Source organism: Streptococcus anginosus (assembly GCF_900636475.1).
In the GTDB taxonomy this organism is placed as follows: Bacteria; Bacillota; Bacilli; order Lactobacillales; family Streptococcaceae; genus Streptococcus; species Streptococcus anginosus.
Genome location: NZ_LR134283.1, coordinates 260,465 through 287,135, shown reverse-complemented (window position 1 = coordinate 287,135; position 26,671 = coordinate 260,465). Strand labels below are relative to the sequence as shown.

The window sequence follows — 26,671 nt, the reverse complement described above, 5'->3', positions numbered from 1 at the left end:
CTCCTTAATCTAAAAAGACTTGATAGTGTGTCTTTTCTCTTATTATTTTAGCAGATTTTTCCAAATCTTCGCGATTTTTAAAGGTGATTTGCAAAATTCCGTTAATATCTTCGCGATTTTCTTCATTGATGTGAATGTTGACAATGGATGTTCCCCTTAGAAGTTCCAACACTCCTAAAATAGCATCTTCTTCATCGGGAACATTGATAAAAATGTCATAAAAGCTATCCACACCTGCTCGTTTATGAATTTCCATAGCTTTTCGCACTTGGCGACCATGCTGAAAGAAATTCCAAATCACATCTTCATTTTTATTCTGAATGGCACCTGAAATAGTATCCAAGCGCTTCTTAAAATCCTCTATCCTCTCTAAAATAGCATCTGGATTTGTCAACAAAATCGAAGTCCACATGCCCGGCTCACTTTCTGCAATCCGTGTCATATCACGAAATCCTCCAGCAGCGAAATGCTGCGTCATCTCGTGTTGATGAGTATAGGCAGCAGCTTGATCCATAAGACTAGAAGCGAGAATATGCGGAAAATGGCTAATTTGACTGGTGACACGATCATGCTCTTTAGCATCAATCTCAATAAAACGAGCATGCAGACCAGATAAGAGATTCTTCATTTCTGCTATCGTGCCGTCTTTCGTCAAATGAGACGGAGTAAAAATATAATAGGCATTTTCAAACAAATTCACATCTGCTGCACTAGCACCTGACTTATGACTACCAGCCATAGGATGCGCACCTACAAATCGAATATCTTTCTCCCTTAGAGCTTCTTCAGCAGCAGTTACAATTTCAGCTTTGGTAGAGCCTACATCTGAGATAATAACAGCTTTTTTTAAATCTAGAGTGGCTAATTGTCGGATAAACTCAATCGTTTGCTTGATAGGGATAGCAAGAATAATCACATCTGCCAGAGAAGCAAATTCAGCAAACTGGTTGGTCACTTTATCCACTATGCCTTTTTCAAGGGCGATCTTTCTTGACTCTTCTCCACGATTATAGCCTAATATGATATAGTCTGGATGATCACGTCGAATTCCAAGCGCGATTGATGAACCAATCAAACCAAGACCCGCAATATAAATAACTTTCTTTACCATGCTTAACTCCTTACTTTGGCTCAACAATGAATCCCAAAATAATTGATACTAAAATAATAACCATAACAATCGCTGTGAAAATCGTATACATTTTATCTTTTGTTTTGACAAAAATGATAAAAGTTGAAATCACTCGAAAAATCGGTGTCAAAATAAGCATAAAAGCCCCTAGTAACATAAACGTCACTGCATCAAAAATGGAATGGCTCTTCACATAGGCAACTGGATTAAACTGTTCCAAATTCTTTAAAGAAATGACCTGCTGACCACTAAAAAGGTAAAGAACCAAGCCAATAAACATAAAAAGAATGGAGAGAAAAATCCCTATGCGAAGAATTTTCCCCATGACCAAATCCAGCTCTTCTTTTTCTTTTTGCATTTTATCTGTCATTGCATACCTCGTATAAACATCTGCACACCCAGAGCTAATAAAGCGACTAGAAAAATCCAGCGCAATACTTTTACAGGTACATAAGGCATGATGCGGCTTCCGATGAAAGAACCTGCTAAAACACCTAAGGCGATTGGCGTAACCAATATCGGGTTGATTTGCCCTATAAAAAGGTAAAAGATAGCTGAAGCCGTTCCTGTCACTCCCATCATAAAGTTAGAAGTCGCTGAACTAGCTTTTAAAGGCATTTTCATAACAGTATCCATAGCCAAGACCTTGAAAGCACCCGCACCAATTCCTAAAAGCGCCGACATAACACCAGCAAAGAACATGACAATAGAGCCACCAGGGACATTGGTCACTTGATACTTGATTGTTTGATTGAGACCTTTGTCAAAATATTCACCACCGAGATTTAATTTCTCTGCGATAGCATCATTGTGGCCCACAGTCTGAATTTCCTTTTTAGCACGAATCTTCTGGTACATATTAAATGCTTGAAAGAGCATGAGAGCGCCATAAAGTAAGAAAAGAATCTGTGAATTTGTTATTACTGATAACATCGCGCCTACAAAGGCTCCTAAAGTCGTAAAAATTTCTAAAAACATGGCAATTCGCGGATTGAGCATATCATCTTTGAGATAGGCAATCGCAGAACCTGAACTAGTTGCTAAAACCGCAATAATAGAAGCTCCGACTGCATATTTGATGTCTACTCCAAATAAGAGAGTGAGTACAGGCGTGATAACAATTCCACCTCCAAGTCCTAACAAAGCTCCCAAAATTCCTGCAAAAATTCCGACCAAAGTCATTGTAAAAATATAGGTGAGCATTAAAATCCTTTCACATAATCGCGGTGTTGTTGAACGGCTTCTTTTAATTCTTTCAGATTGTCTGAAGAGAATTTCTCCAAAACCTCAGTTGCAAGCACTGTTGCAACAACAGCTTCCATAACAACACCAGCAGCTGGAAGAGCTGTCGGATCGCTTCGCTCCACCGTTGCTTTATAAGGCTCGTGTGTCTCAATATCAACGCTCATAAGTGGCTTGTAGAGAGTTGGGATTGGCTTCATCACTCCGCGCACTACGATAGGTTCTCCGTTGGTCATACCGCCCTCGAAACCACCTAGATTGTTAGTACGACGAGTAAAGCCATCCTCTTTAGACCAGATTATTTCATCCATCACCTGACTGCCCTTAAGCCGCCCTGCTTCAAAACCAACTCCAAATTCCACACCTTTAAATGCATTGATAGAAACCACTCCTTGAGCAATTTTAGCATCTAGTTTTCTATCCCATTGAACATAGGAACCTAGTCCAACTGGCACACCACCGACAATGGTTTCAACAATTCCGCCAATCGTGTCGCCATCTTTCTTTATCTGATCAATATAGGCTTTGATTTCCTCTTCACGTTCTGGATTGACAATCGAAACTTCTGACTGACGAGCACGTTTCTTGATTTCAGAAACGGTCAGATTTTCCGGAACCTCAATGTCAATGCCACCGAAAGTTACGATATGACTAGCTACCTCAACTCCGATTTCTTCTAAAAGACGCTTAGCAACAGCTCCCACCGCAACCCGCATGGTCGTTTCACGCGCAGAAGAGCGCTCCAATGAATTGCGCAAGTCGTCAAAACGATATTTCATACCGCCGACCAAATCTGCATGACCTGGACGAGGTTTGGTAATCTTGCGCAGCCCTTTTTTCTTGTCCTCCACATCTGCTACATTCATGATGTCCAACCATTTTTGATGATCTAGATTGGTCACATTGAGTGTAATCGGCCCCCCCATGGTTCGCCCATGCCGAACACCAGAAGTAATTTCCACTTTGTCACTCTCTATTTTCATACGAGCTCCACGACCGTATCCGCCCTGACGGCGTTTCAATTCTGCATTGATATAGTCAGCTGTCAAAGAAAGCCCAGCTGGTATCCCCTCAATGATAGCTGTTAAACACGGTCCATGTGACTCCCCAGCAGTTAAATATCTCATTCCGTTACCTCATCTGTTGTTTCTATTTAGCTCTTACTTTTCTAAATAATCTTTCATTTCTTCTAAAGGAATCTGATGAATGGCTGCCCTGCCTAATTCTGGAACAATGACTAATTTGATTGTCTTACCACGAGCTTTCTTATCATGAAGCAAGGCTTGATAGAGCTCTTCTTGTCGCCAAGGTTGATAATCAACTGGAAGCCCAAATTTGCGACACATCTGCTCAATATCTGTGGTAATTCCTTTAGGCATCAGCCCCTTTTTTTCTGCTACACGCGCTACCTGAACCATTCCAATAGCCACAGCTTCTCCGTGCATGACTTTGCCATAACCAGCAGTCGCCTCCACTGCATGACCAATCGTATGTCCAAAATTTAGATAAAGGCGCACACCATTGTCAAGTTCGTCTTCCACTACTAGCTTTCGTTTGACATTGCAAGAATGATAGATGATACTTTCTGCGTGCTCCAAAATGGACTCTGGGCTACCGTCCATGTCAGACAGTTCCTGCCATAGTTCCACGTCCTCAATCAGACCATACTTGATGACCTCTCCCATGCCTTCAATCAATTCACGTTGTCCTAAAGTTGTTAAAACATCTGGGTCAATCAGAACTCCGTCCGGCTGAGTAAAAGTCCCCACCATGTTCTTAGCCCACGGCGTATTGACTCCTGTTTTCCCACCAATCGAAGAATCTACCTGAGCCGTCAAACTCGTCGGTATCTGTACAAAATGAATACCTCGCATATAAGTTGAAGCTGCAAAGCCAGCCAAATCACCGACCACACCGCCACCCAAGGCAACAATACCATCACTGCGAGTCATCCCTACTTTAGCGAGAAATTCATAAACTTTATTGACTGTTGTTAAATTTTTACTAGCTTCACCTTCCAGAAAATCAAATACAAACACTTCAAAACCAGCAACTTCTAAGCTGTGTTTAACCGTTTCAGCATACAGACTTGCCACATGATTATCTGTGATGACAACGATCTTTTGAGCTGACCACAAACTTGCCAGCCATTCTCCAGCTTTGGCCAAAGTCCCCTTTTCAATGACAATATCGTAAGGATGATTGGGGATATTCACATTTAATTTCATAGGCAACTCCTTATTTGTACTTCTTTTCCAATGTCTGCCAAATTTTTTTAGTCGGCATTTCTTTTCCTGTCCATAATTTGAATGCTTCTGCCGCCTGATACAACAACATTCCCAAGCCATTCACTACTTCAACGTCTTGTCCTTTTGCCCATTTTAAAAATGGGGTCTCAAACGGCTGGTAAATCACATCTGCCACAAGAAATGAATGTGGTAAACGAATACTGCTTGGTATTGGTAAAGCCTTACCGTCCATGCCTAAACTGGTCCCATTGACCAATAAAGCGGAAACATTAATTTTTTCTTGTAGTAATTCTTGATTTTCTAAAGGCAATACCCAAATCTTCGCTGCAGTCTTCTGCTGAATTTCCTTCATTTTCTGTGAAACGCGTTCAAAAGAGGAATGGCGCGTAAACACAAAAATCTCCTCAGCACCATCCAAAACAGCCTGTACAATAATCGCTGTTGCAGCTCCGCCAGCTCCAAGCATGACCAATTTTTTACCCGTGATGACAAAAGAAGGCAAGCTCATAAAAAATCCCTTGCCATCTGTGTTATAACCAATCAATTTTCCATTTTGATTCACGACAGTATTCAACGCTCCAATCATCTGCGCAGCAGGTGTCACTTCATCTAAAAAAGGAATCACAGCCTGTTTATAAGGCATGGACAAATTGATTCCAAACATATTATAGCGGCGAATATTTTCAACAGTTGCTTTCAAGTCATCCTGTGAGATTTCCCAAGCCACATAAACACCATTAACACCCGTTTGCTCAAATGCTGCATTATGGATAAAAGGAGAAATACTGTGCTTGATTGGATTGGCGACAACTGCCGCTAAACGAGTATAGCCGTCAATTTTCATTCAAAATCTCCTGAATTTGTTTCATACTAGCAAGAGAAATTTGACCTGGCGCACTAGGCTCATCTAAACTAGCAAACGACCAGCTGGAACCTGTCAAATCCGCTGTTATTCGTGAAATTTTTCCAATTTGTCCCATAGAAATGGTCACAAAATCCTGATCTGGATTTAAGGTTTTAAAACCACGCGTATAGTTCATCAAGTCCAACACATCTTGCTCGCTGCGCGCCATAACAGAAACTTTCACTACTTTTGGAGTCAGGCTTGTCAATTCAGATAAAATTTCCATCATATTTTCAGGCGTTTCTTCAAAATTGTGATAGCTCAAAACAAGATTTGGAAAATCTAACATTTCCTCAAATCTATCTTTGTGAGAAAAATATTCAAAATCAATATAGTCTGGCTGATAAATCGTTGAGACTTCCTTAATGGTAGAAATATATTCATCATCCGTTAATTCAATATTTCCACCTTCGCCAATTGTTCTCAAAGTGAAAATCAATTCACGCCCAGCAAATTTTTCAAAAATAGCAGGTGCAACGGTCAGAATATCATCTTTTGCTAAAAAATCAGCACGCCATTCAATAATGTCCGCATCATCATAACGCGAGCTATCAATGTTCTGCGCTTCCTCTAAATTTTTTGGCATTACTGATACGACTAATTTCATTTGTCCACCTTAATGGTAAATACCTTGAGGTAATTACTTCTTTCATCTTTTTTATTATAAGCAAAATCTGCTGGTAAACCGTATTCTTTCAAATAACGGTGCTTTATTCCTGCAAAACCTTTTTCAATTTCTTTTTTAAACTTAGTACGTGAAATATTCGCAGCATTTGTACTAGCAATGATAATCCCTTGGGGATTTAAAATTTCCAAAGACTGAGCAATCAACTTATGATAATCCTTCGCCACTGAAAAAGTTTGTTTTTTATTTCTTGCAAAACTCGGCGGATCTAACACAATCACATCATAGATCAGACCATGCCGCTTAGCATATCTAAAGTAGTCAAACACATCCATTACAAAGAATGTATGGTTGCTTAAGTCAAGATTATTCTCTCTAAAATGTGCTTCCGACAATTCACGACTGCGTTTTGCCAAATCAACAGAGGTCGTCTGGCTGGCTCCTCCCATGGCTGCCGCAACCGAAAAAGCTGCCGTGTAGGAAAACATATTTAACAGCGACTTGCCAGCTGCTAGACCGTCTACCAAGCTACCACGCACCTCATGCTGATCGAGGAAAATTCCCGTCATCAATCCATCGTTTAAAAACACTTGATAGCGAACACCATTTTCTAAAATCGTGAAAAATGCTGGTGCTTCTTGCCCATACAAATGAGCAGATTCAACATTCAAACCCTTGAAACGAATTTTCTCATACGCTCCTGTAACTTCTGGAAAAACCTGCTGAAACGCTTGAACAATGGTATCTTTAATTTCGTAAACAAAGAAATTATACCAAGAAAAGACAGCATATTCTTGATACAAATCTATTGTCAACCCACCAAATCCATCTCCTTCTTGATTAAAAAGGCGGTAAGCTGTTGTCTCTTTTGATTGTTGATAAACTTGTCGCTTTGCTTTCGCATGTTGGAATAACTGACAGAAAAACGAGACATCTAAAGTTACTTTCTTCTGTGAGATAAACCAGCCGATACCCTTGTTTTGCTCTGATAAGTATGCGATACCTACAAAATTTCCTTTTGCATTTACCAATTCTACAACTTGATGATGAAAAGAAAGTGAGGGAAAATCTTGTTTTTCTAAAACAAATCGTCCTTTTTTTATGTTTTCTTCAGTATAAGAAGGAATCGTAAGCTGCTTCATAAGCTCTATTATATCAAATGTTATGAATTTTCTCAAAAAAATGTACTACTTATTACAAAATGATTGCAAAAAATGTGTTCATATGTAAAAATTCTATTTATTCTCAATGGATAAAAATCCTTCCTCTGTTTTTTATCTAGCAAAAGAAAATCCAACATTTTAAATTACCAACTTAAATCAAAAATATGTTATACTTAGTAGTGAAAATTTTAGGAAATAAGACAAGGAAGTATATATTTGTGAAAACTATGACTAGGAAGATACTCAACTTCATGAGTACAAGACTAGGTTTTGTCTTGACCTTACTGACTCTTTATTGGCTGAAAACCATGTGGGCCTATTCTGTTGATTTTAATCTGGATATTCAAGGCGCTTATCAAGTCTTTCTCTCTATAATCAATCCTCTTCCATTAGGATTATTACTGATTGGGCTAGCACTTTATATTAAGAGAACCAAGGTTTTCTATATTCTAGCAGTTGCGCTTTATATTTTATTATTTGTCTGGCTCATTTCAAACTCTATCTATTATCGCGAGTTTAGTGATTTTGTTACTGTCAATACCATGCTCGCTTCAAGTAGTGTTTCTGCTGGTCTGGGAGAGGCTGCGCTTGAACTATTCCGACCTGGAGATTTGATTTACATCATTGATTTTCCAATCTTAGGTTTTCTTTTTTATAAAAAATGGATTCGTTTAGATGATCGGCCATTCAACAAGCGAGCTAGTTTTGCAATTACTGCTCTATCCAGTATGCTATTTTCAGCCAACCTCTTTTTAGCAGAAGTTGACCGCCCAGAGTTATTGACACGCGGCTTCTCTAATTATTATGTTGTCCGCGCCCTAGGGTTGCCAGCCTTTCTTGGCTATAGTGCTAATCAGACTTATAGTGCCAACAAAGAACGCTCTAAAGCAAGTGCTGAAGATTTGAAACCAGTTGAAGAATACGTCAAGTCACACTATGCCGAGCCAAATAAAGAGTATTACGGAATTGCTAAAGGTAGAAATGTCATCTATCTTCATTTAGAAAGTTTCCAACAATTCCTGATTGACTATAAATTAAAGTCTGATGGCAAAGAATACGAAGTAACACCTTTCCTCAACTCACTATATCATTCCAACTCAACTTTTGCTTTTTCTAATATCTTTAATCAAGTAAAAGCCGGAAAAACATCTGATGCAGAAACTATGCTAGAAACTGGTTTGTTTGGTCTCAATCAGGGTTCCTTTATGGTAAACTATGGCGGAACAAACACGCAACAAGCTGCTCCGTATATTCTCTCAAAAAATGGATATAATTCTAGTGCCGTTTTCCACGGAAATGCTGGTAGCTTCTGGAATCGAAACACCACTTACAAACAATGGGGATATAACTATTTCTTCGATTCTTCTTACTTCTCTAAGCAAGACAAAACAAATTCATTCCAATACGGTCTGAACGATAAGATTATGTTCAAAGATTCTATTAAATATCTTGAACATTTACAACAACCATTTTATGCAAAATACATCACCGTTTCTAATCACTATCCTTATACAACTAGCTTGATTGGAGACGAGATTGGTTTCCCACTTGCTTCGACCAAGGATGAAACAATCAATGGTTATTTTGCAACGGCCAATTATCTAGATTCTGCCGTTAAATCATTCTTTGACTACTTAAAAGCGTCTGGTCTTTATGAGAATTCAATCATCGTTCTTTATGGTGACCACTACGGTATCTCTAATTCACGGAACCCTTCGCTGGCGCCATTACTAGGCAAAAATTCTGAAACTTGGTCTAGCTATGACAATGCTATGCTGCAAAGAGTTCCTTATATGGTTGTTATTCCTGGCATGACAAAAGGAAAAGTCGTTAATACCTATGGCGGACAAGTTGACCTCTTGCCTACTTTAGAACATTTGCTCGGTATTGATTCTAAACAATACCTACAAGTCGGACAAGATTTACTCTCTCCAAAACATCAGCAAACCGTTGCCTTTCGTTCATCAAACTATTTTGTAACTCCTAAGTATACTAGCTACAGTGGACGTACTTACTACACAGAAACAGGAGAAGAAATTACCAATCCAGATGAAACAACTAAGGCAGAATTGGAAAAAATCCGCAACACAACCAATGAGCAGTTGAAAATGAGTGACCTGATTCAAACCGGAGACTTGCTTCGCTTCTATACTGGAAATGATTTAGGGAAAGTGAATCCTAAGGACTATTCTTATACCAACTCACTTAAATCATTATTATCTATTGAAAAGAAAAAAGGTGATGAATCTACAAGCCTTTATAGCAAACGAGGTGGTAATTCAACTGTTAATCTGTTTAATTCCCCAAGCTATCGTGCTCTTCACCCTGAACAATTTGAATCAACAAGTAGCGGTTCTTCCTCATCAACAGAAGAATCCAGCTCTTCTTCTAAATAACCAAAAATCCCATACAAGTAAAATGAACTGTATGGGATTTTATAATGAAGCAAAACATTCAATCTATCAATGTTGTGATGACTTGATTGACCTGATCAAAGAAAAATTGCTCCTCGTCATAAGTAATGCCTGTTGCTTTTGCCAACAAAATCAATATTTCCATAAAAAATTGAGAAGAAAAACCTGTAGTGGAATGCAATTCTTCTTCGTCAAAATGTTTAATCAAATGCGCTAATGGGTTCCGAACGGATTTCTCCAACTTTCGCAGTTCTTTGACCATGATTTTAACTTGCTCTGGTAAATCCAACAGTAAAATCAAGGTAGCCAGACTAGAAGAATGAACTGTACTTTCAGCATGGAAAGTATTCAAAATAGGATGATCAGTATTTTTCATCTTTTCAAAATTCCAACGATCGTAACTCGCTTCTCTAGAATTATGAATATAGGATTCAATATCAGGAATTTCTTGCTTAATCAAACGCATAAAAATCCGATAAATCGCCGGACTAACAGCACGAATAAAATCGATCACCTGTTCGTTTTTAAGCTTTGCTTCTAAGTCATATAGATAATTCGCTAATTGCTCATCTTCCTCAGAATCATGACAAAAAAGTTGAAAATCATTTCTAATTTCCAACTGATATTCCATAGCAGGGCGAATATTCAACTCTCTCCGCTCTGCCATGATATACAAAAGTTCAACTAGCTTTGATTCTGCATCGTTCAGTCTTTGAGCCAATTTATAGGCATGAGCATAATCATAGCGAGAAATAGCGTAAATTATCTCTTCTTTGACGTCTAAATTTTCAATCATGATTCTGAAATAAGCGTTTCTAAACCGACTTTCATCATATCTGTAAAAGTCGTTTGTCGTTCTTCCGCTGTTGTGTCTTCATCTGGATGAACTAAACTATCTGAAATGGTCATAATGCCAAGTGCTTCGACATTATATTGAGCAGCTAGATAGTAAAGAGCTGCCGCTTCCATTTCCACAGCCAGAACTCCCATTTTACCAAGTTCGATATTTTTTTCACCATAGTTGGAGTAGAAAACATCTGATGATAAGACACTTCCAACGTGCGTTGTCATACCAAAATCCTTGGCAAGGTGATAAGCCTTATCTAAAAGACGAAAACTTGCAATTTGCGGAAAGTCATATTGAGGCCAATCATTACGAATGATATTTGAATTTGTCGCTGCTGCTTGCGCTAATACCAATTCACGTACGTGAACGTCTTTATTCAAGGAACCAGCCGTTCCTACACGAATTAAACGTTTCACACCATAGTTCACAATCAATTCATGAGCATAGATAGAAATCGACGGAATTCCCATTCCAGTTCCCATAACACTAACACGATGCCCCTTATAAGTCCCTGTATAACCAAACATGTTGCGAACTTCATTAAAACATACAGCATCTTCTAAAAAGTTTTCGGCAATAAATTTGGCACGGAGTGGATCTCCAGGTAGTAAAATTTTATCGGCAATTTCGCCTTGTTTTGCTGCAATATGGATTGACATAAGTAAGATACCAAGCCCGTCAAAAACCCAAACTGAAAAGTACAAGCGCTAAATAACTTTTCTTAGGAGCTTATTCATCTCAGAAAGGATTGCGTGCGGGTTTTATTCCTTTCGTTTCTAGTTGAGTTCAGAAAGAGATGTGATTGTAAGCTCAATCTTCGACTCTTTTTACATTTATGTTTTTATAGTTCTGCAAGGATTGCTTTTACAAGTCCTTTAAAGTTTTCCTTGATACGTTCTGTCACTTCTACGACTTCTTCATGGTTTAGCTCGCTTTGAAAACCAGCTGCAAAGTTTGTAATAGCAGAAATCCCCAATACTTTCAAGCCTGAGTGGGCTGCCACAATTACTTCTGGAACAGTTGACATACCGACAGCGCTAGCTCCTAAGGTTTGGAAAGCGCGGATTTCAGCTGGTGTTTCATAGGTTGGACCGGTAACACCCAGATAAACTCCTTCTTTCAATTCAATGCCTAATTTTTCGGCTACGGCGTGGGCTTTTTCACGGTAAGCTTTTGTATAAGCATCAGACATATCTGGGAAGCGTGGACCAAATTCATCCAAATTCGCTCCAATTAGAGGATTTTGTCCAGTTAAATTGATATGATCTGAAATAGCCATTAAAGTGCCAGGACCATATTCAACCCCTCCGGCAGCATTTGTGACAATAACACCTTCACAGCCTAGTGCTCTCATCACACGAACAGGGAATGTCACCACTTCCATCGGATTTCCTTCATAAAAATGGAATCGTCCTTGCAAAGCTAATACTTTCCGACCTGCTAAATCACCATAGACCAATTTACCGGCATGCCCTACTACTGTTGAGCGACCCCAATTGGGAATATCCGCATAGTCAATGCTGACAGCATTTTCAATCTCACCAGCTAATTCTCCCAAACCAGAACCGAGAATCAAACCAAATTCTGGTGCGGTCATTCCTTTATCTTTTAAAAACTGTGCTGTTTCGTTAATTTTATCCATTAAATTCATATCTTTATCCTTTTATATCTTTTTTAATTTTCACTCGAAAAATGTTGAATGACACAATTACGCTCCACTCTTAAGAGCATATTCTAATCTTTCTTATTCTTTTTGAACATCAGCATTTAGTGCAATACTAATTCGGACTGAATCCATGACAATGACATAAATATAATAACATGTGACATAAAATTCTATTCTCCTTTTGATTTGGTTGATTTTAAAATTTGCACGCCATTTCTTCCAGCAACAATAACCATATCCACCATTTGATTAAAGAGTCCATGTTCCACAACGCCAACTACATGATCTAGCTTTTGCCCAAATTCGACTGGATTTTCAATCACACCTAAATCAAGATCGATAATGAAATTCTGCATATCGGTGATATAGCGCTTCCCATTTTTTTCACGAAATGATGGTTTATAGCCTGCATGTTCAAAACGACGGAAAAGCTGTTCTGCTCCGTATTGTACGACTTCTACGGGTAATTTGAAAGCACCTAGTTTACCAACCATTTTACTTTCATCAACTACCCAAATGTAGGTCTTTGTCGGAGTGGCGACAACCTTTTCCATAAGCAGAGCACCGCCGCCACCTTTGATGCCATTGAAGTCAGTATCCACCTCATCAGCTCCGTCAACGGTCACGTCTACTTCATCTACTTCATCAATTGATTTCAAAGGAATACCTAAACGCCGAGCTTGTTCACTCGTTGTGCTTGAAGTTGTAACTGCTGTTATTTTCAGTCCTTCTTCCTTGATACGCCGTCCAACTTCTTCCACAAAATAATAGGCAGTCGAACCCGTTCCTAAACCAACTACCATACCGTCTTTCACATATTCTGCAGCTTTGATTCCTGCCATTTTTTTGAGGTTTTCCATTTTTACTCCTTTATTCAATCTGATTCTAGTATACCATGATTTGCCAACTTTAGCACCCCAAAAATGAAACCACTTTCTTTTTAAATAATCCCTTTTTTATAAACATTCTAAAATCCGAATATTCTATTTTTCTTGATTATAAAACACCAAAAATTCCAGATTTTCTTTGCTATAATTTGATATATCAAATGAATAAACGAATGATATTTGAAGCTTTCTTAAAATTTATTTTATTGTATTAAAAAGAGATGATGAATTTATTTGAACAAAAACAGCATGTAAAAATCTTGCGACGAACCTTGTTTTGCGTTACAATGAATATAGATTGCATAAACACATTATAAGGATTAAATTGATGATAACCAAAGAATTTGATACGATTGCTGCCATTTCCACTCCTCTTGGTGAAGGAGCTATCGGCATTGTTAGACTGAGCGGGACGAATAGCTTTGCCATTGCTCAAAAAATCTTCAAAGGAAAAGATTTAAGTACGGTTGCCAGTCACACACTAAATTATGGGCATATTATTGACCCAGAAAAAAACGAAATTTTAGATGAAGTTATGATTGGAGCTATGCGTTCTCCTAAAACCTTCACACGTGAAGACGTGATTGAGATTAACACCCACGGAGGGATTGCTGTGACCAACGAAATTTTTCAATTAGCCATTCGAGAAGGAGCTAGAATGGCAGAACCTGGTGAATTTACCAAACGCGCTTTTCTCAATGGACGTGTGGATTTGACGCAAGCAGAGGCTATTATGGACATTATTCGAGCAAAAACGGACAAAGCCATGAATATCGCCGTCAAACAACTGGACGGCTCTCTATCTGATCTCATTAACAACACACGTCAGGAAATTCTTAACACACTAGCTCAAGTTGAGGTCAATATTGACTATCCAGAATATGATGACGTTGAGGAAATGACTACCAAACTGTTGCGTGAAAAAACAGCTGAATTTGAAAAACTGCTGACTCAACTTTTAAAAACAGCTCGCCGCGGTAAGATTCTACGCGAAGGAATTTCGACTGCCATTATTGGTCGCCCAAACGTTGGCAAATCTAGTCTCCTTAACAACCTGCTCCGTGAGGACAAGGCTATTGTGACAGATATTGCCGGAACCACTCGCGATGTCATTGAAGAATATGTCAACATCAACGGAGTGCCACTCAAGTTGATTGATACTGCGGGTATTCGTGATACAGATGATATTGTAGAACAAATCGGAGTAGAACGTTCCAAAAAAGCGCTCCAAGACGCTAACCTTGTGCTTCTTGTGTTAAATGCTAGCGAGCCATTGACAGAACAAGACCGCAAACTTCTAGAAATCAGTCAAGACACCAACCGTATCTTGCTACTCAATAAAACTGACTTAGAAGAAAAGATTGAAGTTGACCAGCTTCCCGATAACTTTATCAAGATTTCTGTTCTTCAAAATCAAAATATTGATAAAATCGAAGAACGAATCAACCAACTTTTCTTTGAAAATGCAGGCATTGTAGAACAAGACGCTACTTATCTCTCTAACGCTCGCCATATTTCTCTGATTGAAAAAGCTGTCGAAAGTCTCCAAGCTGTCAATGAGGGACTGGATTTAGGAATGCCTGTTGACTTAGTGCAAGTAGATTTGACTCGGACATGGGAAATCCTTGGTGAAATAACAGGTGACGCCGCTCCTGATGAACTCATTAGCCAACTTTTCAGCCAATTTTGTTTGGGAAAATAATAGTAAACAAATTCGAACAAAAACAAGTAAGCTCTATGATTTCTATAGGAATAACCTTAGAAATCATAGAGCTTCTTACTTTTCATCAAAAAGAGAATAAGACAGAACTAAAAATTTTAAATGTTTAGTTCGTAGTTTCAACCTTTCATTACTAAACCGATAAAATGGCAGAAACTTCATTCTCATAGAGCAGACACAATATTATGCTCTGATTGTCATGAATGGAGAACCTTCTGTATTGTCAGTTGGATCCAAACTCCGTACTCTAAATAAATAATCTATTGAATAATAGCCATTATTATTAGCATTATATGGATCCATTACGTAAGTCATTCCGTTGTTATAGCCTCTCATGACTAGCTCATGTGTAACAGGATAATTTGCAAATACACTGGTTCCTACTGCACCAAGCACATGGTGTCCCATAGCAAGCGCTTCTCGCACAGCTGCGGTTGAACCTAAAACATCTGTTTTCAAGCCCCAATGTCGAGCTGCTAATACAATACCATGGCTCGTTGTGCCGTAGCTTCTCTTATTAAATTCGTTCGTAGAATGATAGAGATAATCTGCCACAGTTGTTGGTAAAACAGTCTGTCCTGTAATACCAGAAATTGCCATAGCGACCGTTGTTGGCACGCAACCTGTTGCAGCAAATGTGTAGCCTCCATAAGTTCGTCCTGCCCAACGACCATCACGTTGAGAAAAATATGGTGTCGAATAAGACGTTTTAGAAACTTGTACTGTGGTGCCCGCCACTCCAACGAGTTTACCATTGTTTTGAATGTAATACAAATGAATATTGTATTCGCCGGTTGAGTTCTTATGGTCACTCGCTTTCACAGTTATCTTATAGGTACCATCAGCTCGTTTTGCAGCAGTATACCAAATGATGTCATCTTGACCATTTACACTAGACCAAGTTGGCAATTTCACTTCACGAACACCATAAGGACTGGAAACATTAGACACTACCACGTCAAATGTTCCTGTTTTAGGATTATTATTTTGGATAGTAATTTTTCCAGTTGGTTTAAGGTTTTCCGCAGAAATTGTCACATTGGTTGATGTACCGCCTACTCCAATTAATGTTCCATTGTTTTGAACATAGTACAAATGAATATAGTACAAACCAGTTGAATTCTTATGATCACTTGCTTTAATGAACGCCTTATAAGTTCCATTGGTCTGTCTAGTAGCAGTGTACCAGATAATATCGTCCTGACCATTGACATTAGACCAAGTCGGTAATTTCACTTCACGAACACCATCTGGATTAGAAACATTGGAGACAATCACTTCAAAAGTTCCTTTATTCGCATCTTTATTTTGAATTGTTAATGTACCTTTTGGACGTGCAATTGAAACTTCTGTCGTTGTACCACCTACTCCAACGAGTTTACCATTGTTTTGGATATAATACAGATGAATGTGGTATAAACCTGTACTTCTTTTATGGTCACTCGCTTTGACAGTTGCTTTGTAAGTCCCATTGGCCTGTCTAGTAGCGGTATACCAGATAATATCGTCCTGACCATCCACATTAGACCAGGTCGGTAATTTCACTTCACGAACACCGTAAGGGCTAGAAACACCTGAAACAATCACATCAAAGGTTCCTGTTTCTGGATTATTATTTTGAATGGTCAGATTCCCTTTTGCTCTTGCTAAAGATACATTTACTTGCGTTCCTGCTACTCCAACGATTTTGCCATTGTCTTGGATATAATACAGATGAACATTATATAGACCTGTTGAATATTTGTGATCACTTACCTTGACAGTTGTCTTATACGTTCCATCAGCTTGTTTTTTAGCGGTATACCAGATAATATCATCTTGACCATCTACATTAGACCAGGTCGGTAATTTCACTTCACGAACACCATCTGGACTGGAAACGCCTGAGACAATCACATCAAAAGTTCCTGCGTCTGGATTGTTATTTGTGATAGTCAAAGTACCTTTAGGATGCGCAATCGAAACTGTTGTCGTTGTGCCTGTTACTCCTACCAATTGGTTATTTTCTTGGATATAATATACATGAATATTATACTCCCCAGTTGATTTTTTATGATCAGTCGCTTTAACTGTTACTTTGTAAGTTCCATTGGCTTGCTTCTTAGCAGTATACCAGATAATATCATCTTGACCACCGATGCTGGACCAAGTTGGAACTTTCACTTCACGAATGCCATAAGGACTAGAAACATTGGAAATAAGGACATCAAATGTTCCTGTTTCAGGATTATTATTAGCAATAGTCACTTTTCCTTGAGGTCGTCCAAATGAAAGCTCGGTAGTTGTTCCACCTACGCCAACCAATTTCCCATTATTTTGAATGTAATAAAGGTGAATGTGATAGAGTCCTGTAGAAAATTTGTGATCTACTGCCCTTACTGTTACTTTATAGGTTCCATTAGTTTGCTTTGTCGCTGTGTACCAGATAATGTCATCTTGACCATTGACATTAGACCAGGTCGGTAACTTCACTTCACGAACGCCATAAGGAGCAGAAACATCTGACACAATCACATCAAAGGTTCCTGTGTTAGGATTCTTGTTTTGAACCGTGATTTTTCCCTTTATTGGCTGATTTTCAGCACGATTGATTGGAGTCGCCTTATTCGTAAATCGTCCAGTATAATCCACACTTTGGTCAAAAACATGACGACCAAGTAGTAGTTCAGCTTGCGAAGTAAACTGCCAAGCACCTGCTTCACTATTATATTTCAGTGTTTTCGCATCATCTGCACTTAATTTTGAAGTTGGATATTGCGCTACCCAGAAATTCTCCAAGCCAAATTGCTCTGTTTGGATTGGTCCTTTCGTTCTGAGATTATTTCGATCAAGCCAACTTGCACTTGTATAGTACATCAAATTTGAAAAACCCATACGCCGCATTTCATCTGCCCAAGCTTGAGTAGTTGCATTGATATTCGGACGCATATCAGAATCTTCAATATCATTTACCATAACAGTTGAGGAAGGAAAGCTCAATCGCCTTGCTTCCTCTGCAAAATAGCGCGCTTCTGCTCTTGCTTCTGCTTCATTAGTATAATGAGAAAAAGCATAAGCCGACACTTGCATACCTGCCGCTTGTGCATTCTGTGTTTGAGAAGCCGCATAAGGATTTTTATAACTCGTTCCTTCTGTTAATTTAACAACAATGCCATTTACCCCTTTTTCTGCTAAATGTTGATAATCTTCTTTGCTGATATGCCCATTATGACTGCTAACATCTACAAAGGTTGATTTTTTTACTTGCGCATCAGGATTGCTTCTAGCTGTTGTTTGATTATTCTGCGCAGCAAAAAAAGTTGACTTGTTGTCTTTTTTAGTCTCAGTTGTAGTTGTCGAATTTTCTTTTACAACATTTTGTTCAACTGAAACTTTAGCTTCAGTTGAAGCGGTTGATGAAGCAGTTGCTTCATTTTTAGATGAAGAAGATGAAGTTGTTTGATTTATTGGAGCAGTTTGAGTTACTTCTTTTGTTTGGAGTTCAGCTAAAGAATGAGTTTCTTGTTTATTGAGTTCTACTGTCGGCTCTAGCGTAGAAGTTTTTACAGGTTCATCAGCAAAAATTTGATGTGAACTAGCTGCAATTAAAATAGCTGTGCTTGCTAAATAAAATAAACTTTTCTTTTTCATTTTATTTCTCCATTTTAAAATAAGCCTGCCATAAAATATGGCAAGCTAATTATTTCTTTTAAGAATTATTTTACAAAGTCCAACAATGCAAGGAAACTTTCTGCTTCAAGTGATGCTCCACCAACAAGGGCACCGTCAACATCTGGACATGCCATGTATTCAGCTACATTGTTCGGTTTTACTGAGCCACCGTATTGTACACGTACTTTGTCAGCCACTTCTTGACCAAAGTCAGCTGCTACAACATCACGAACTGCTTTACACATTTTTTGAGCATCGTCTTGAGTAGCTGATTTACCAGTACCGATAGCCCAGATTGGTTCGTAAGCAATGACAAGAGAAGACACTTGCTCTGCTGTCAATCCTTTAAGGGCTGCAGATACTTGAGCACCTACAAATTCCACTGCTTTACCAGCTTCGTAAGTTTCAAGGGATTCACCACAGCAGATGATTGGAAGAAGACCGTTGCGGAAGATAGCATGAGCTTTCTTGTTGATATCTTCATCTGTCTCATGGAAGTATTCACGACGTTCTGAGTGACCAATTACAACATAATCTGTGCCCATTTCAGCCAACACTTTAGGACTGTTTTCACCAGTGAAAGCACCAGCATCTTCAAAATAGCAGTTTTCTGCGGCAATTTTAAGATCAGAACCCTTAGCAGCTGCAAGAACTGTTGACAAGTCAAGGGCTGGAGCTGCGATACCAGCTTCAACAAGTTCTGATGAAGGCAATTTAGAAGCTACTGCTTCAACAAAAGCTTTAGCTTCTTCTGGATTTTTGTTCATTTTCCAGTTACCAGCAATAAATGGTTTACGTGACATTTCACATACCTCTTCTTTTTTTATTTACATCTATTATTTTACCATAATTTAATAGAGAAATAAAGACTGAGTCGAATGAAATCATAAAAAAGAAAGCCCCGCAACAGCGGAGCTCATTTGTCTGACTTTAATTGTTCATCTGGGAACTTAATTGAATTAAGCTTCGATTTCTGTAACCATACCTGAACCTACAGTACGTCCACCTTCACGGATAGAGAATGTAGTTCCTTGTTCTACGGCAATTGGGTGGATCAATTCAACGTCGATTGTTACGTTATCACCAGGCATTACCATTTCAGTACCTGCAGGAAGTTCGATTGAACCTGTAACGTCTGTAGTACGGAAGTAGAATTGAGGACGGTAGTTGTTGAAGAATGGAGTATGACGTCCACCTTCTTCTTTAGTAAGGATGTAAACTTCACCTTTGAATTTAGTGTGTGGATGAATTGAACCTGGTTTAGCAAGAACTTGTCCACGTTCGATTTCGTCACGTTGGATACCACGAAGAAGAACCCCTACGTTATCTCCAGCAAGACCTTCGTCCAATTGTTTACGGAACATTTCAACACCAGTAACAACTGCTTTTTGGATTTCATCACGGATACCAACGATTTCAACTTCGTCGTTGACTTTAACAGTACCACGGTCGATACGTCCTGAAGCAACAGTACCACGTCCAGTAATTGAGAATACATCTTCAACTGGAAGAAGCAATGGTTTGTCAGTGTCACGTTCTGGTTCTGGAATGTATTCATCAACAGTATCCATCAATTCCATGATGATGTCTTCATATTTTTCATCACCTTCAAGAGCTTTAAGAGCTGAACCTTGGATAACTGGGATTTCATCACCTGGGAAATCGTATTCTGAAAGAAGGTCACGGATTTCCATTTCAACCAATTCAAGCAATTCTTCATCGTCAACCAAGTCAACTTTATTCATGAAGACGATAAGGTATTTAACACCTACTTGGCGTGAAAGAAGGATGTGTTCACGAGTTTGAGGCATTGGTCCGTCAGTTGAAGCTACTACAAGGATAGCTCCGTCCATTTGAGCAGCACCAGTGATCATGTTTTTAACGTAGTCCGCGTGTCCTGGAGCATCGATGTGAGCATAGTGACGTTTAGCAGTTTCATACTCAACGTGTGCAGTGTTGATAGTGATTCCGCGTTCGCGTTCTTCTGGAGCAGCATCAATAGATGAATAATCTTTTGGTTGGTTAACTGAACTTGGAAGACGACGTGCAAGTACAGTCGTGATAGCTGCAGTTAGGGTAGTTTTACCATGGTCAACGTGTCCGATTGTACCGATGTTAACGTGTGGTTTACTACGATCGTATTTTTCTTTTGCCATTTGAGTAAAAGCCTCCAATAAAATATATTTTATAGATAGACAGTAGGCAATACAGTCTAACTTTCCTTACTATTTTATCAAATTTTCTTCAAATTGCAAGCATTTTACGCCTTTTTTATCAATTTATTCTTTGTCCAACTTGTAGTATGGTTGATTTGGTATAGAAGCTCCAATGCTTGATGCATAAATCCACTCCTTACCTTCCAACTGTGCAAAATTTTCAGCTTTTCCTGTTAGGATAACGCCTGAGAATTCTAATTTTTCTAAGTCTTCTTTCTTAGACAAGTCTAGCTTACCCAATTTTTTCAAGTAGGTTTTAATGTCATCTGACGGAGTTACATTATTGTAGCTACTTTTTCCAAATCCACTTTTAATATATTTCTTCAGATTAGCCAAAAATCCATCTACATCTTTTATTTGGGCAAGTCTGTTACTCAGTCTCTCTCCTTCTTTGAGGTTTTTAATAGCTTCTTCTGCTTCCTTTTTGTGAACATATTCTTTTTGCGTTAGATAATCTGGACTCGTACCATATAGATTGCTTGGTTGCCACCAGCTTGGATCGCTTGTTGAATTTGTACCAATCCAATACCAATTGGTCTTGAGGTTCTTAGGTATCATTGCTCGAATTTCTTTTAAACTATATGGTTTATCAAAGGTCAGAGCCACTTCTACTAATTGATTTTGCATATTTTTTACGTAAGGAAGCTCTTTAGTTGGTTCATGGACAGATTCTCCTTTCTCCTCTTTCACATTTTTATTGTAGAATTGTGGCACTTTTTGGTTATTTTCTATTTGAATAGTTGCCCCAGATTCTGTATATCTGCCAGAATTTGCATGAAAAAGAGTTCCTCGATTGATATTAAAAATTCCAAAATCTGTCTTGTATTCACCATAGTCTAGCGGAATCCCATAAATATCTTTGGCTTGTCTACCTTTAATACCACCGTGGAACATATCCCCACCATTAGCAGACCAGGTATACGTTTCAATATTAGGAAAAGCGACGCTTTCAACTAGCTGTACCTCATTGACCACCTTCCAAGCTTGGTCGCTGATGAGTTTTCCTGTAATCATACGAGCAGCAATATATATTCCAAAAAATACTACCACTACTGTTGTTGACCAGAGAATGATTCGCTTTCTATTTCTCTTTTTGTTTTTCTTTGCAACGATTTCAAAAGTTTCCATGATAATATCCTTTCTTTTCCAAAACCTGTCGAAGTTTCTTTCGACTGCGCATGAGCTGAACTTTGACTTTGCTGTTAGAATAATGAAGCACTTCTGCTATTTCGCCTGTTGAGAACCCTTGAAAATAATAAAGATCCAACATGATTTTATCCCGCATTGGCAACTTTTCCACCTCCTCCATGAGAAAGTCGTAGTCTGATCCTTCAACAATCAATTGATTTTCTTTTGTAAAAAAATCTCGTCGCAGGATTTCCATATAATGCTTATCACGCCGGTATTTGTCAATATAGCGGCGAATAGACACACGATACATCCAAGCTCGCATTTTTTGAGCAGGGATGACAAAATCAGACTCTAGCATTTTGATAAAAACATCCTGAACAACATCTTCTGCTTGCTCTTTTGGAACGCCTGAGCCTTGCAGATAATAGACGATTTCTTTTGCAAAGGTAATCAAGACTTTTTCATAATCATCTAGTTTGATATCCTCATCCCCCTTCCTTCACTAGTATAACGAATTGGAAGCGTTTTGGGTTACAAAGATATAAAAAAATCGGAAATAATCCGATTTTTTATTCTTTATCAGCCTGAGTTTCTCAGTCCTGTCGCAATTCCATTGATTGTGACGTGAATCAACCTTTCTTCGTCAGGAGATAACTCCCCACGGCGTTGACGCTTGATGAGTTCTAGCTGAATATAATTCAAAATGTTAAAGTAACGCATGCGGTAGTCTAAACTGTCTCGCAAGTAGGGATTTTCCTCTAACAGGTCATCATAATCTTCAATAGCAAGAATAACATTCTTGGTTAATTGCCACTCATCCAAAATTGTATAATAAATTTCTTGTACTTCTTTATCTTCACACAATTGAGCATATTCAAAGGCGATATTCATATTCGACTTTGATAACACCATGTCTACATTGGACAAAAGCGATTGGAAGAAAGGCCAATTTTTATACATCTTTCTCAAGAAAGCTAGATTTTCTTCTGGATTTTCATCAATAAATTCTTTAAAGCTGGATCCAACACCATACCAACCAGGGAACATCACCCGACTTTGGGACCATGAAAAGACCCACGGAATGGCACGCAAGCCACCGATTTCGGTAATTGTTTTACGCGCAGCCGGTCGCGAACCAATATTAAAGCTGGAAATAGCTTTGATCGGACTTGATTCAAAGAAATAATCATAAAAATGCTCATTTCCAAAAACCAAATCACGATAAATTTGGTAGCTTCGTTCCACTACCTGATCCATAATGCGCTCGTAGCGGTTAGATGTGCTGGTATCGCTCTTTTTCTTGGTAATCATACGATTAATCGTTGCCGACACCAGCATTTCTAAATTGTAATAAGCAGCGTCTTTATTTCCGTATTTATTGCCAATGACTTCTCCTTGCTCTGTCAGGCGAATTCGGTCATTGATACTGCGGAGAGGCTGAGAGGTAATAGCTTCATAAGTAGGTCCGCCACCACGACCAACCGTTCCACCACGACCGTGGAAAAAGGTAATTTTTACACCAAATTCATCTCCAATAGCTGTCAGTTGCTGTTGCGCTTTATAGAGAGTCCAGCAGGATGATAAGTAACCACCGTCTTTATTGCTGTCTGAATAGCCCAGCATGATTTCTTGATAGTTGTTATTAGAAGCAATCCATTTCTGAGCAATTGGAAGAGATAAGTATTTCTTCATCGTATCATAGGAATTATCCAAGTCTTCAATGGTTTCAAAGAGCGGCACAATCTGTACACGCGCAAATTCTTTGTCAATGAGACCAACTTCCTTGTGCATAACAGCCAACTCTAAAAGGTCAGACACGCTCGTAGCATGAGAAATAATGGTTTGCTTAATAACCGCATCTCCTAGCTTGTCTTTCAACTCACGCGCCGTTTGAAAAATCTCTAATTCTTTTTGCAAAAGGGCAGATTTTTTAGCATGTGTTGCAGAGAGAATCCGCGGATCATAGAGAAGTTCATTTAGCAGAACGTGACATTTTTCGTCTTCAGAAAGCTCGCTATAATGCTCCACAATTCCTGCGCTCGCTAATAACTCCGCAACGCAGGCTTCATGAACACTGGAATCTTGACGCATATCAATGGAAGCAAGGTAAAAACCGAATACTTCTACTGCTTGAAGCAACTCAGTAAACTCACCAGAAATCATTGCTTCGCCTTTATTTTCAAGAAGAGACTGCTTGATAGCTAGTAAATCATGTTTAAATTCTTCAATTTTGTGGTAATGTGGCTCGGTTTTTATCTGATCAATAAAGTAAGTCTTTGTATTTTTTAGTTTTGTTTGAATATGGTAGAAGGCTCGACGATACAATTCTTTTTCGCGGTAAATAGAATTATCTTCTGACAGATAAGCCATTTCCTGCACCGCTTCACTTACTTTTACGATACCTGTTGACAAAGAAAATTCACGGTACAAATTAGCAACTTTCGTATCGTAATAGTTCATAATCACTTCACATTGTGTCAAAGCGGATTTTTTCAATGTTTCAGCTGTAACATAAGGATTTCCATCTCGGTCACCACCAATCCACATTCCCATCGTAATAGGGGTAGGATTTTTCAGGTCAATCCCGTGCTGTTTGGCTAAGCGCTTGTATTCTTCTGTTAAATTAGTCACCGCCTGCAAGAAAGAGCTATTGTAGTATTCCATCACATTGGTGATTTCATTGGTCACTTTTAATTTCTTCTCACGAATCATATCTGTCCGCATGATAATTTCGATATATCGACGAAGATTATTGTGCCATTTTTGCTCATTGAGCAAGCCCATTCGCACATCTCGGTATTTACGCAACAAGACATGAATATGATTGGTCAAATCCAACATAGTCGTTCGTTGCACTTGAGTTGGGTGAGCTGTTAAAACAGGAACCACATTCAAATGCTCCAAAATTTCAGCAGCGTTTTCCTTTTCAGCAACCAAATCAATCGTTGTGGATAATTTCCCAAGATAATCTTGCCCCACATTATTTTGATAGTTAATCTCAAAAGCCAAATCCACATCTTCTGAAATATTGATTAAAAGAGGCAGAATTGAAAAATAACGAGAAATATAAGACATCTCCTTGTTCGATAGACTTTGAACAATTTCATTTAACCCTTCATAATTTCCAGCTGCTGCTAATTCTTTTAAAGCAATGATTTTTTCAAAGGTTTCAGGACTCAGCATATTTTTTGTAACTTCTTCTAATAAGTCCGTCAGAATCGTAACTTCTTCTTTGATAACCTCTTTATTGTTGTAATTTTCTAATTTTTGAAGTGACATAATCTACACCTTTCAATAAGCTTTTGCTTAATCTAACGTTAGCGAATAATTCTTAAACCGTGATTGGTTTCTTCGATTTCTCTATACAAACTTTCTCGTTTTTCATTGGCATCAATGTTTAAAACAAAAGCAATCGCTACGGATAATACCAACAAACTATTTCCACCTTGTGATAAGAAGGGGAAGGTGACACCCGTCGAAGGAATCAAACCGGAAATTCCTCCAATATTGACAAACGTTTGTGTCAGTAACATTCCACCGACACCAAGAGCCATCATAGAATTAAATGGATCTTTCGCTCGAATTCCCACAAGGATAATCCGCAAAATAAGGAAAAACAAGAGGGCTAAAATCAAGCTGGCACCGATAAATCCAAATTCTTCAATAACAATGGAAAAGACGAAGTCTGTCTGTGCTTCTGGCAAATAACCACGTTTTTCGATAGAATTTCCTAATCCTAAGCCAAACCAACCGCCATTGCTCATGGCGTAATAGGAATTAGCTAGCTGGTGACCTGCGCCTGATAAATCTTTAAAAGGATTAAAAAAGGCACTAAATCGTTTTGCTACATAGCCAAACACAGGAACCTTAGCAACTTTTTCCACACCAATCAACCAGATGCCTGCTAAAACCGCTGTGGAAAGAGTGACCAATATCCCAAGAAGAGTTGAAAACCAGCGATAACCGATCCCACTAACCGTTACCATGATTAAGGTCGTCAGCAAAAGAATGGTCGCATTCCCCAAGTCAGGCAACGCTGCTACGATTCCAATTAGCACAACGACTAGGATTCGCCAGTCGTTCAGTGCGCGTGGAATCAGTTGATTTCGTGTTAAAGCCTGATAGTCATACGTTGCGATTTCATCTTGCTGATGAGAAAACCGCTGTGCTAAAAACCAAATCAGAATAATTTTTAAATACTCAGCCGGCTGGAGACTAATCGGACCAAATCGTAACCAACCATGTGCACCATTGATTCGGGCACCAAGGAAGCGAGATAAAATTAAAAGCAAGATTTCCACAAAAATAACAATGACAATCAGTCGATTGTCTTTTAAGAAATCTAACTTTATTTTGTAAATTAAAGCAATGGCAAGTAAGCTGATTACCCAGAAAATTCCTTGATTTAAAACAGATCTGAGCGAATTTGCTCCTACCTGTACTAAAGTGGCACTTGACGTTGAATAAACAACTATCAATCCCAAAATAGATAAAACCAAATAAGGAATCAAAATGGAATAATTCAGCAGGTGGCGTTTATCAATTTTCATAGTTCACCTAATATTATTAAATTTTCACCGAACATTATACCACTTTTCAGGGTAAAAAAAAAGTATTTGACGAACGGTATTTTTTAAATCCTTGCAGTATCTAGGCTAAACTTTAACTAAAAAAAGAACAATAAGCTGAGTCTATGAATAGGATTTATAAGCATTCTTCACCATTATGTCCAATAAACCGCTTTCTTTAATATTTCAATTTGATGACAAATACTTATTTTCTACTAGTTTATTTTGCTTTTTATCTGACTTTACGTTAAAATGA

The 26,671-nt window shown here is 38.5% G+C and carries 21 protein-coding genes; 2 read left to right on the top strand and 19 right to left on the bottom strand.

Annotated features, from left to right (window positions below; all coding sequences use genetic code 11):
• Positions 1-4 precede the first annotated feature (4 nt).
• Genes EL079_RS01420 through EL079_RS01385 form a run of 8 tightly spaced genes read right to left on the bottom strand, consistent with a single transcriptional unit; the run spans position 5 to position 7,294 of the window.
• Positions 5-1,111 carry a prephenate dehydrogenase gene (locus EL079_RS01420; RefSeq protein ID WP_003030972.1) on the bottom strand — a complete coding sequence of 369 codons (1,107 nt, stop codon included), beginning with the start codon at positions 1,109-1,111 and terminating at the stop codon, positions 5-7.
• 10 nt (positions 1,112-1,121) lie between these two features.
• Entirely contained in the window at positions 1,122-1,502 is a 381-nt protein-coding gene (locus EL079_RS01415) for a DUF1634 domain-containing protein (RefSeq protein WP_003030976.1), read from the bottom strand.
• Positions 1,499-2,335 (bottom strand): sulfite exporter TauE/SafE family protein, encoded by an 837-nt coding sequence (locus tag EL079_RS01410; protein WP_003030965.1) that lies wholly within the window; start codon positions 2,333-2,335, stop codon positions 1,499-1,501. The genes EL079_RS01415 and EL079_RS01410 overlap by 4 nt, the downstream gene beginning before the upstream one ends.
• On the bottom strand, positions 2,335-3,501 hold the full coding sequence (gene aroC / locus EL079_RS01405) for a chorismate synthase (RefSeq protein WP_003030973.1): 1,167 nt from the start codon (positions 3,499-3,501) through the stop codon (positions 2,335-2,337). Before aroC ends, EL079_RS01410 begins: the two co-directional genes overlap by 1 nt.
• 33 nt (positions 3,502-3,534) lie before the next feature.
• On the bottom strand, positions 3,535-4,602 hold the full coding sequence (aroB, locus tag EL079_RS01400; protein ID WP_003030967.1) for a 3-dehydroquinate synthase: 1,068 nt from the start codon (positions 4,600-4,602) through the stop codon (positions 3,535-3,537).
• 10 nt (positions 4,603-4,612) lie between these two features.
• Entirely contained in the window at positions 4,613-5,467 is an 855-nt protein-coding gene (locus EL079_RS01395; protein ID WP_018543550.1) for a shikimate dehydrogenase, read from the bottom strand.
• Positions 5,457-6,134, bottom strand: coding sequence for a type I 3-dehydroquinate dehydratase (gene aroD, locus EL079_RS01390; RefSeq protein WP_003031444.1), 678 nt, complete (start codon positions 6,132-6,134; stop codon positions 5,457-5,459). The genes EL079_RS01395 and aroD overlap by 11 nt, the downstream gene beginning before the upstream one ends.
• Complete coding sequence (locus tag EL079_RS01385) at positions 6,131-7,294, bottom strand: class I SAM-dependent rRNA methyltransferase (protein WP_003031437.1); 1,164 nt, start codon at positions 7,292-7,294, stop codon at positions 6,131-6,133. The genes aroD and EL079_RS01385 overlap by 4 nt, the downstream gene beginning before the upstream one ends.
• A 248-nt stretch (positions 7,295-7,542) precedes the next feature.
• Between EL079_RS01385 and EL079_RS01380 the strand changes: the two genes are divergently transcribed.
• Positions 7,543-9,711, top strand: a complete 2,169-nt coding sequence (locus tag EL079_RS01380) for an LTA synthase family protein (protein ID WP_373852532.1) — start codon at positions 7,543-7,545, stop codon at positions 9,709-9,711.
• A 58-nt stretch (positions 9,712-9,769) separates the two neighbouring features.
• On the opposite strand, the gene EL079_RS01375 is transcribed toward EL079_RS01380, so the two are convergent.
• The 4 genes from EL079_RS01375 to rpiA form a co-directional block, all read right to left on the bottom strand.
• Positions 9,770-10,525 (bottom strand): hypothetical protein, encoded by a 756-nt coding sequence (locus EL079_RS01375; RefSeq protein ID WP_003031447.1) that lies wholly within the window; start codon positions 10,523-10,525, stop codon positions 9,770-9,772.
• Complete coding sequence (gene deoD / locus EL079_RS01370; protein WP_022524449.1) at positions 10,522-11,235, bottom strand: purine-nucleoside phosphorylase; 714 nt, start codon at positions 11,233-11,235, stop codon at positions 10,522-10,524. Before deoD ends, EL079_RS01375 begins: the two co-directional genes overlap by 4 nt.
• A 182-nt stretch (positions 11,236-11,417) precedes the next feature.
• Positions 11,418-12,227, bottom strand: coding sequence for a purine-nucleoside phosphorylase (locus EL079_RS01365; protein ID WP_003031435.1), 810 nt, complete (start codon positions 12,225-12,227; stop codon positions 11,418-11,420).
• Between the two features lie 185 nt (positions 12,228-12,412).
• Entirely contained in the window at positions 12,413-13,102 is a 690-nt protein-coding gene (gene rpiA, locus EL079_RS01360) for a ribose-5-phosphate isomerase RpiA (RefSeq protein ID WP_003031446.1), read from the bottom strand.
• A gap of 355 nt (positions 13,103-13,457) precedes the next feature.
• On the opposite strand from rpiA, the gene mnmE reads away from it, so the two are divergent.
• The gene (gene mnmE, locus EL079_RS01355; RefSeq protein WP_003031445.1) at positions 13,458-14,831 is read left to right on the top strand and encodes a tRNA uridine-5-carboxymethylaminomethyl(34) synthesis GTPase MnmE; all 1,374 of its coding nucleotides are present in this window, start codon (positions 13,458-13,460) and stop codon (positions 14,829-14,831) included.
• Positions 14,832-15,032: 201 nt separating this feature from the next.
• Here mnmE and EL079_RS01350 read toward each other — a convergent pair whose 3' ends face one another.
• From EL079_RS01350 to ftsW, 7 genes are all read right to left on the bottom strand, one after another.
• Complete coding sequence (locus tag EL079_RS01350) at positions 15,033-18,479, bottom strand: GBS Bsp-like repeat-containing protein (RefSeq protein ID WP_003031442.1); 3,447 nt, start codon at positions 18,477-18,479, stop codon at positions 15,033-15,035.
• 65 nt (positions 18,480-18,544) lie between these two features.
• Positions 18,545-19,303, bottom strand: coding sequence for a triose-phosphate isomerase (gene tpiA / locus EL079_RS01345; RefSeq protein WP_003031443.1), 759 nt, complete (start codon positions 19,301-19,303; stop codon positions 18,545-18,547).
• Between the two features lie 156 nt (positions 19,304-19,459).
• Entirely contained in the window at positions 19,460-20,656 is a 1,197-nt protein-coding gene (gene tuf, locus EL079_RS01340) for an elongation factor Tu (RefSeq protein WP_003023932.1), read from the bottom strand.
• A gap of 123 nt (positions 20,657-20,779) precedes the next feature.
• Positions 20,780-21,844, bottom strand: a complete 1,065-nt coding sequence (locus tag EL079_RS01335; protein ID WP_018543553.1) for an anti sigma factor C-terminal domain-containing protein — start codon at positions 21,842-21,844, stop codon at positions 20,780-20,782.
• Positions 21,831-22,301 (bottom strand): RNA polymerase sigma factor, encoded by a 471-nt coding sequence (locus EL079_RS01330; RefSeq protein WP_003032487.1) that lies wholly within the window; start codon positions 22,299-22,301, stop codon positions 21,831-21,833. The genes EL079_RS01335 and EL079_RS01330 overlap by 14 nt, the downstream gene beginning before the upstream one ends.
• Before the next feature lie 125 nt (positions 22,302-22,426).
• Positions 22,427-25,126, bottom strand: a complete 2,700-nt coding sequence (gene ppc, locus EL079_RS01325; protein ID WP_003032479.1) for a phosphoenolpyruvate carboxylase — start codon at positions 25,124-25,126, stop codon at positions 22,427-22,429.
• A gap of 38 nt (positions 25,127-25,164) precedes the next feature.
• Positions 25,165-26,397, bottom strand: a complete 1,233-nt coding sequence (gene ftsW, locus EL079_RS01320; protein WP_003032464.1) for a cell division peptidoglycan polymerase FtsW — start codon at positions 26,395-26,397, stop codon at positions 25,165-25,167.
• Between the last annotated feature and the right edge of the window lie 274 nt (positions 26,398-26,671).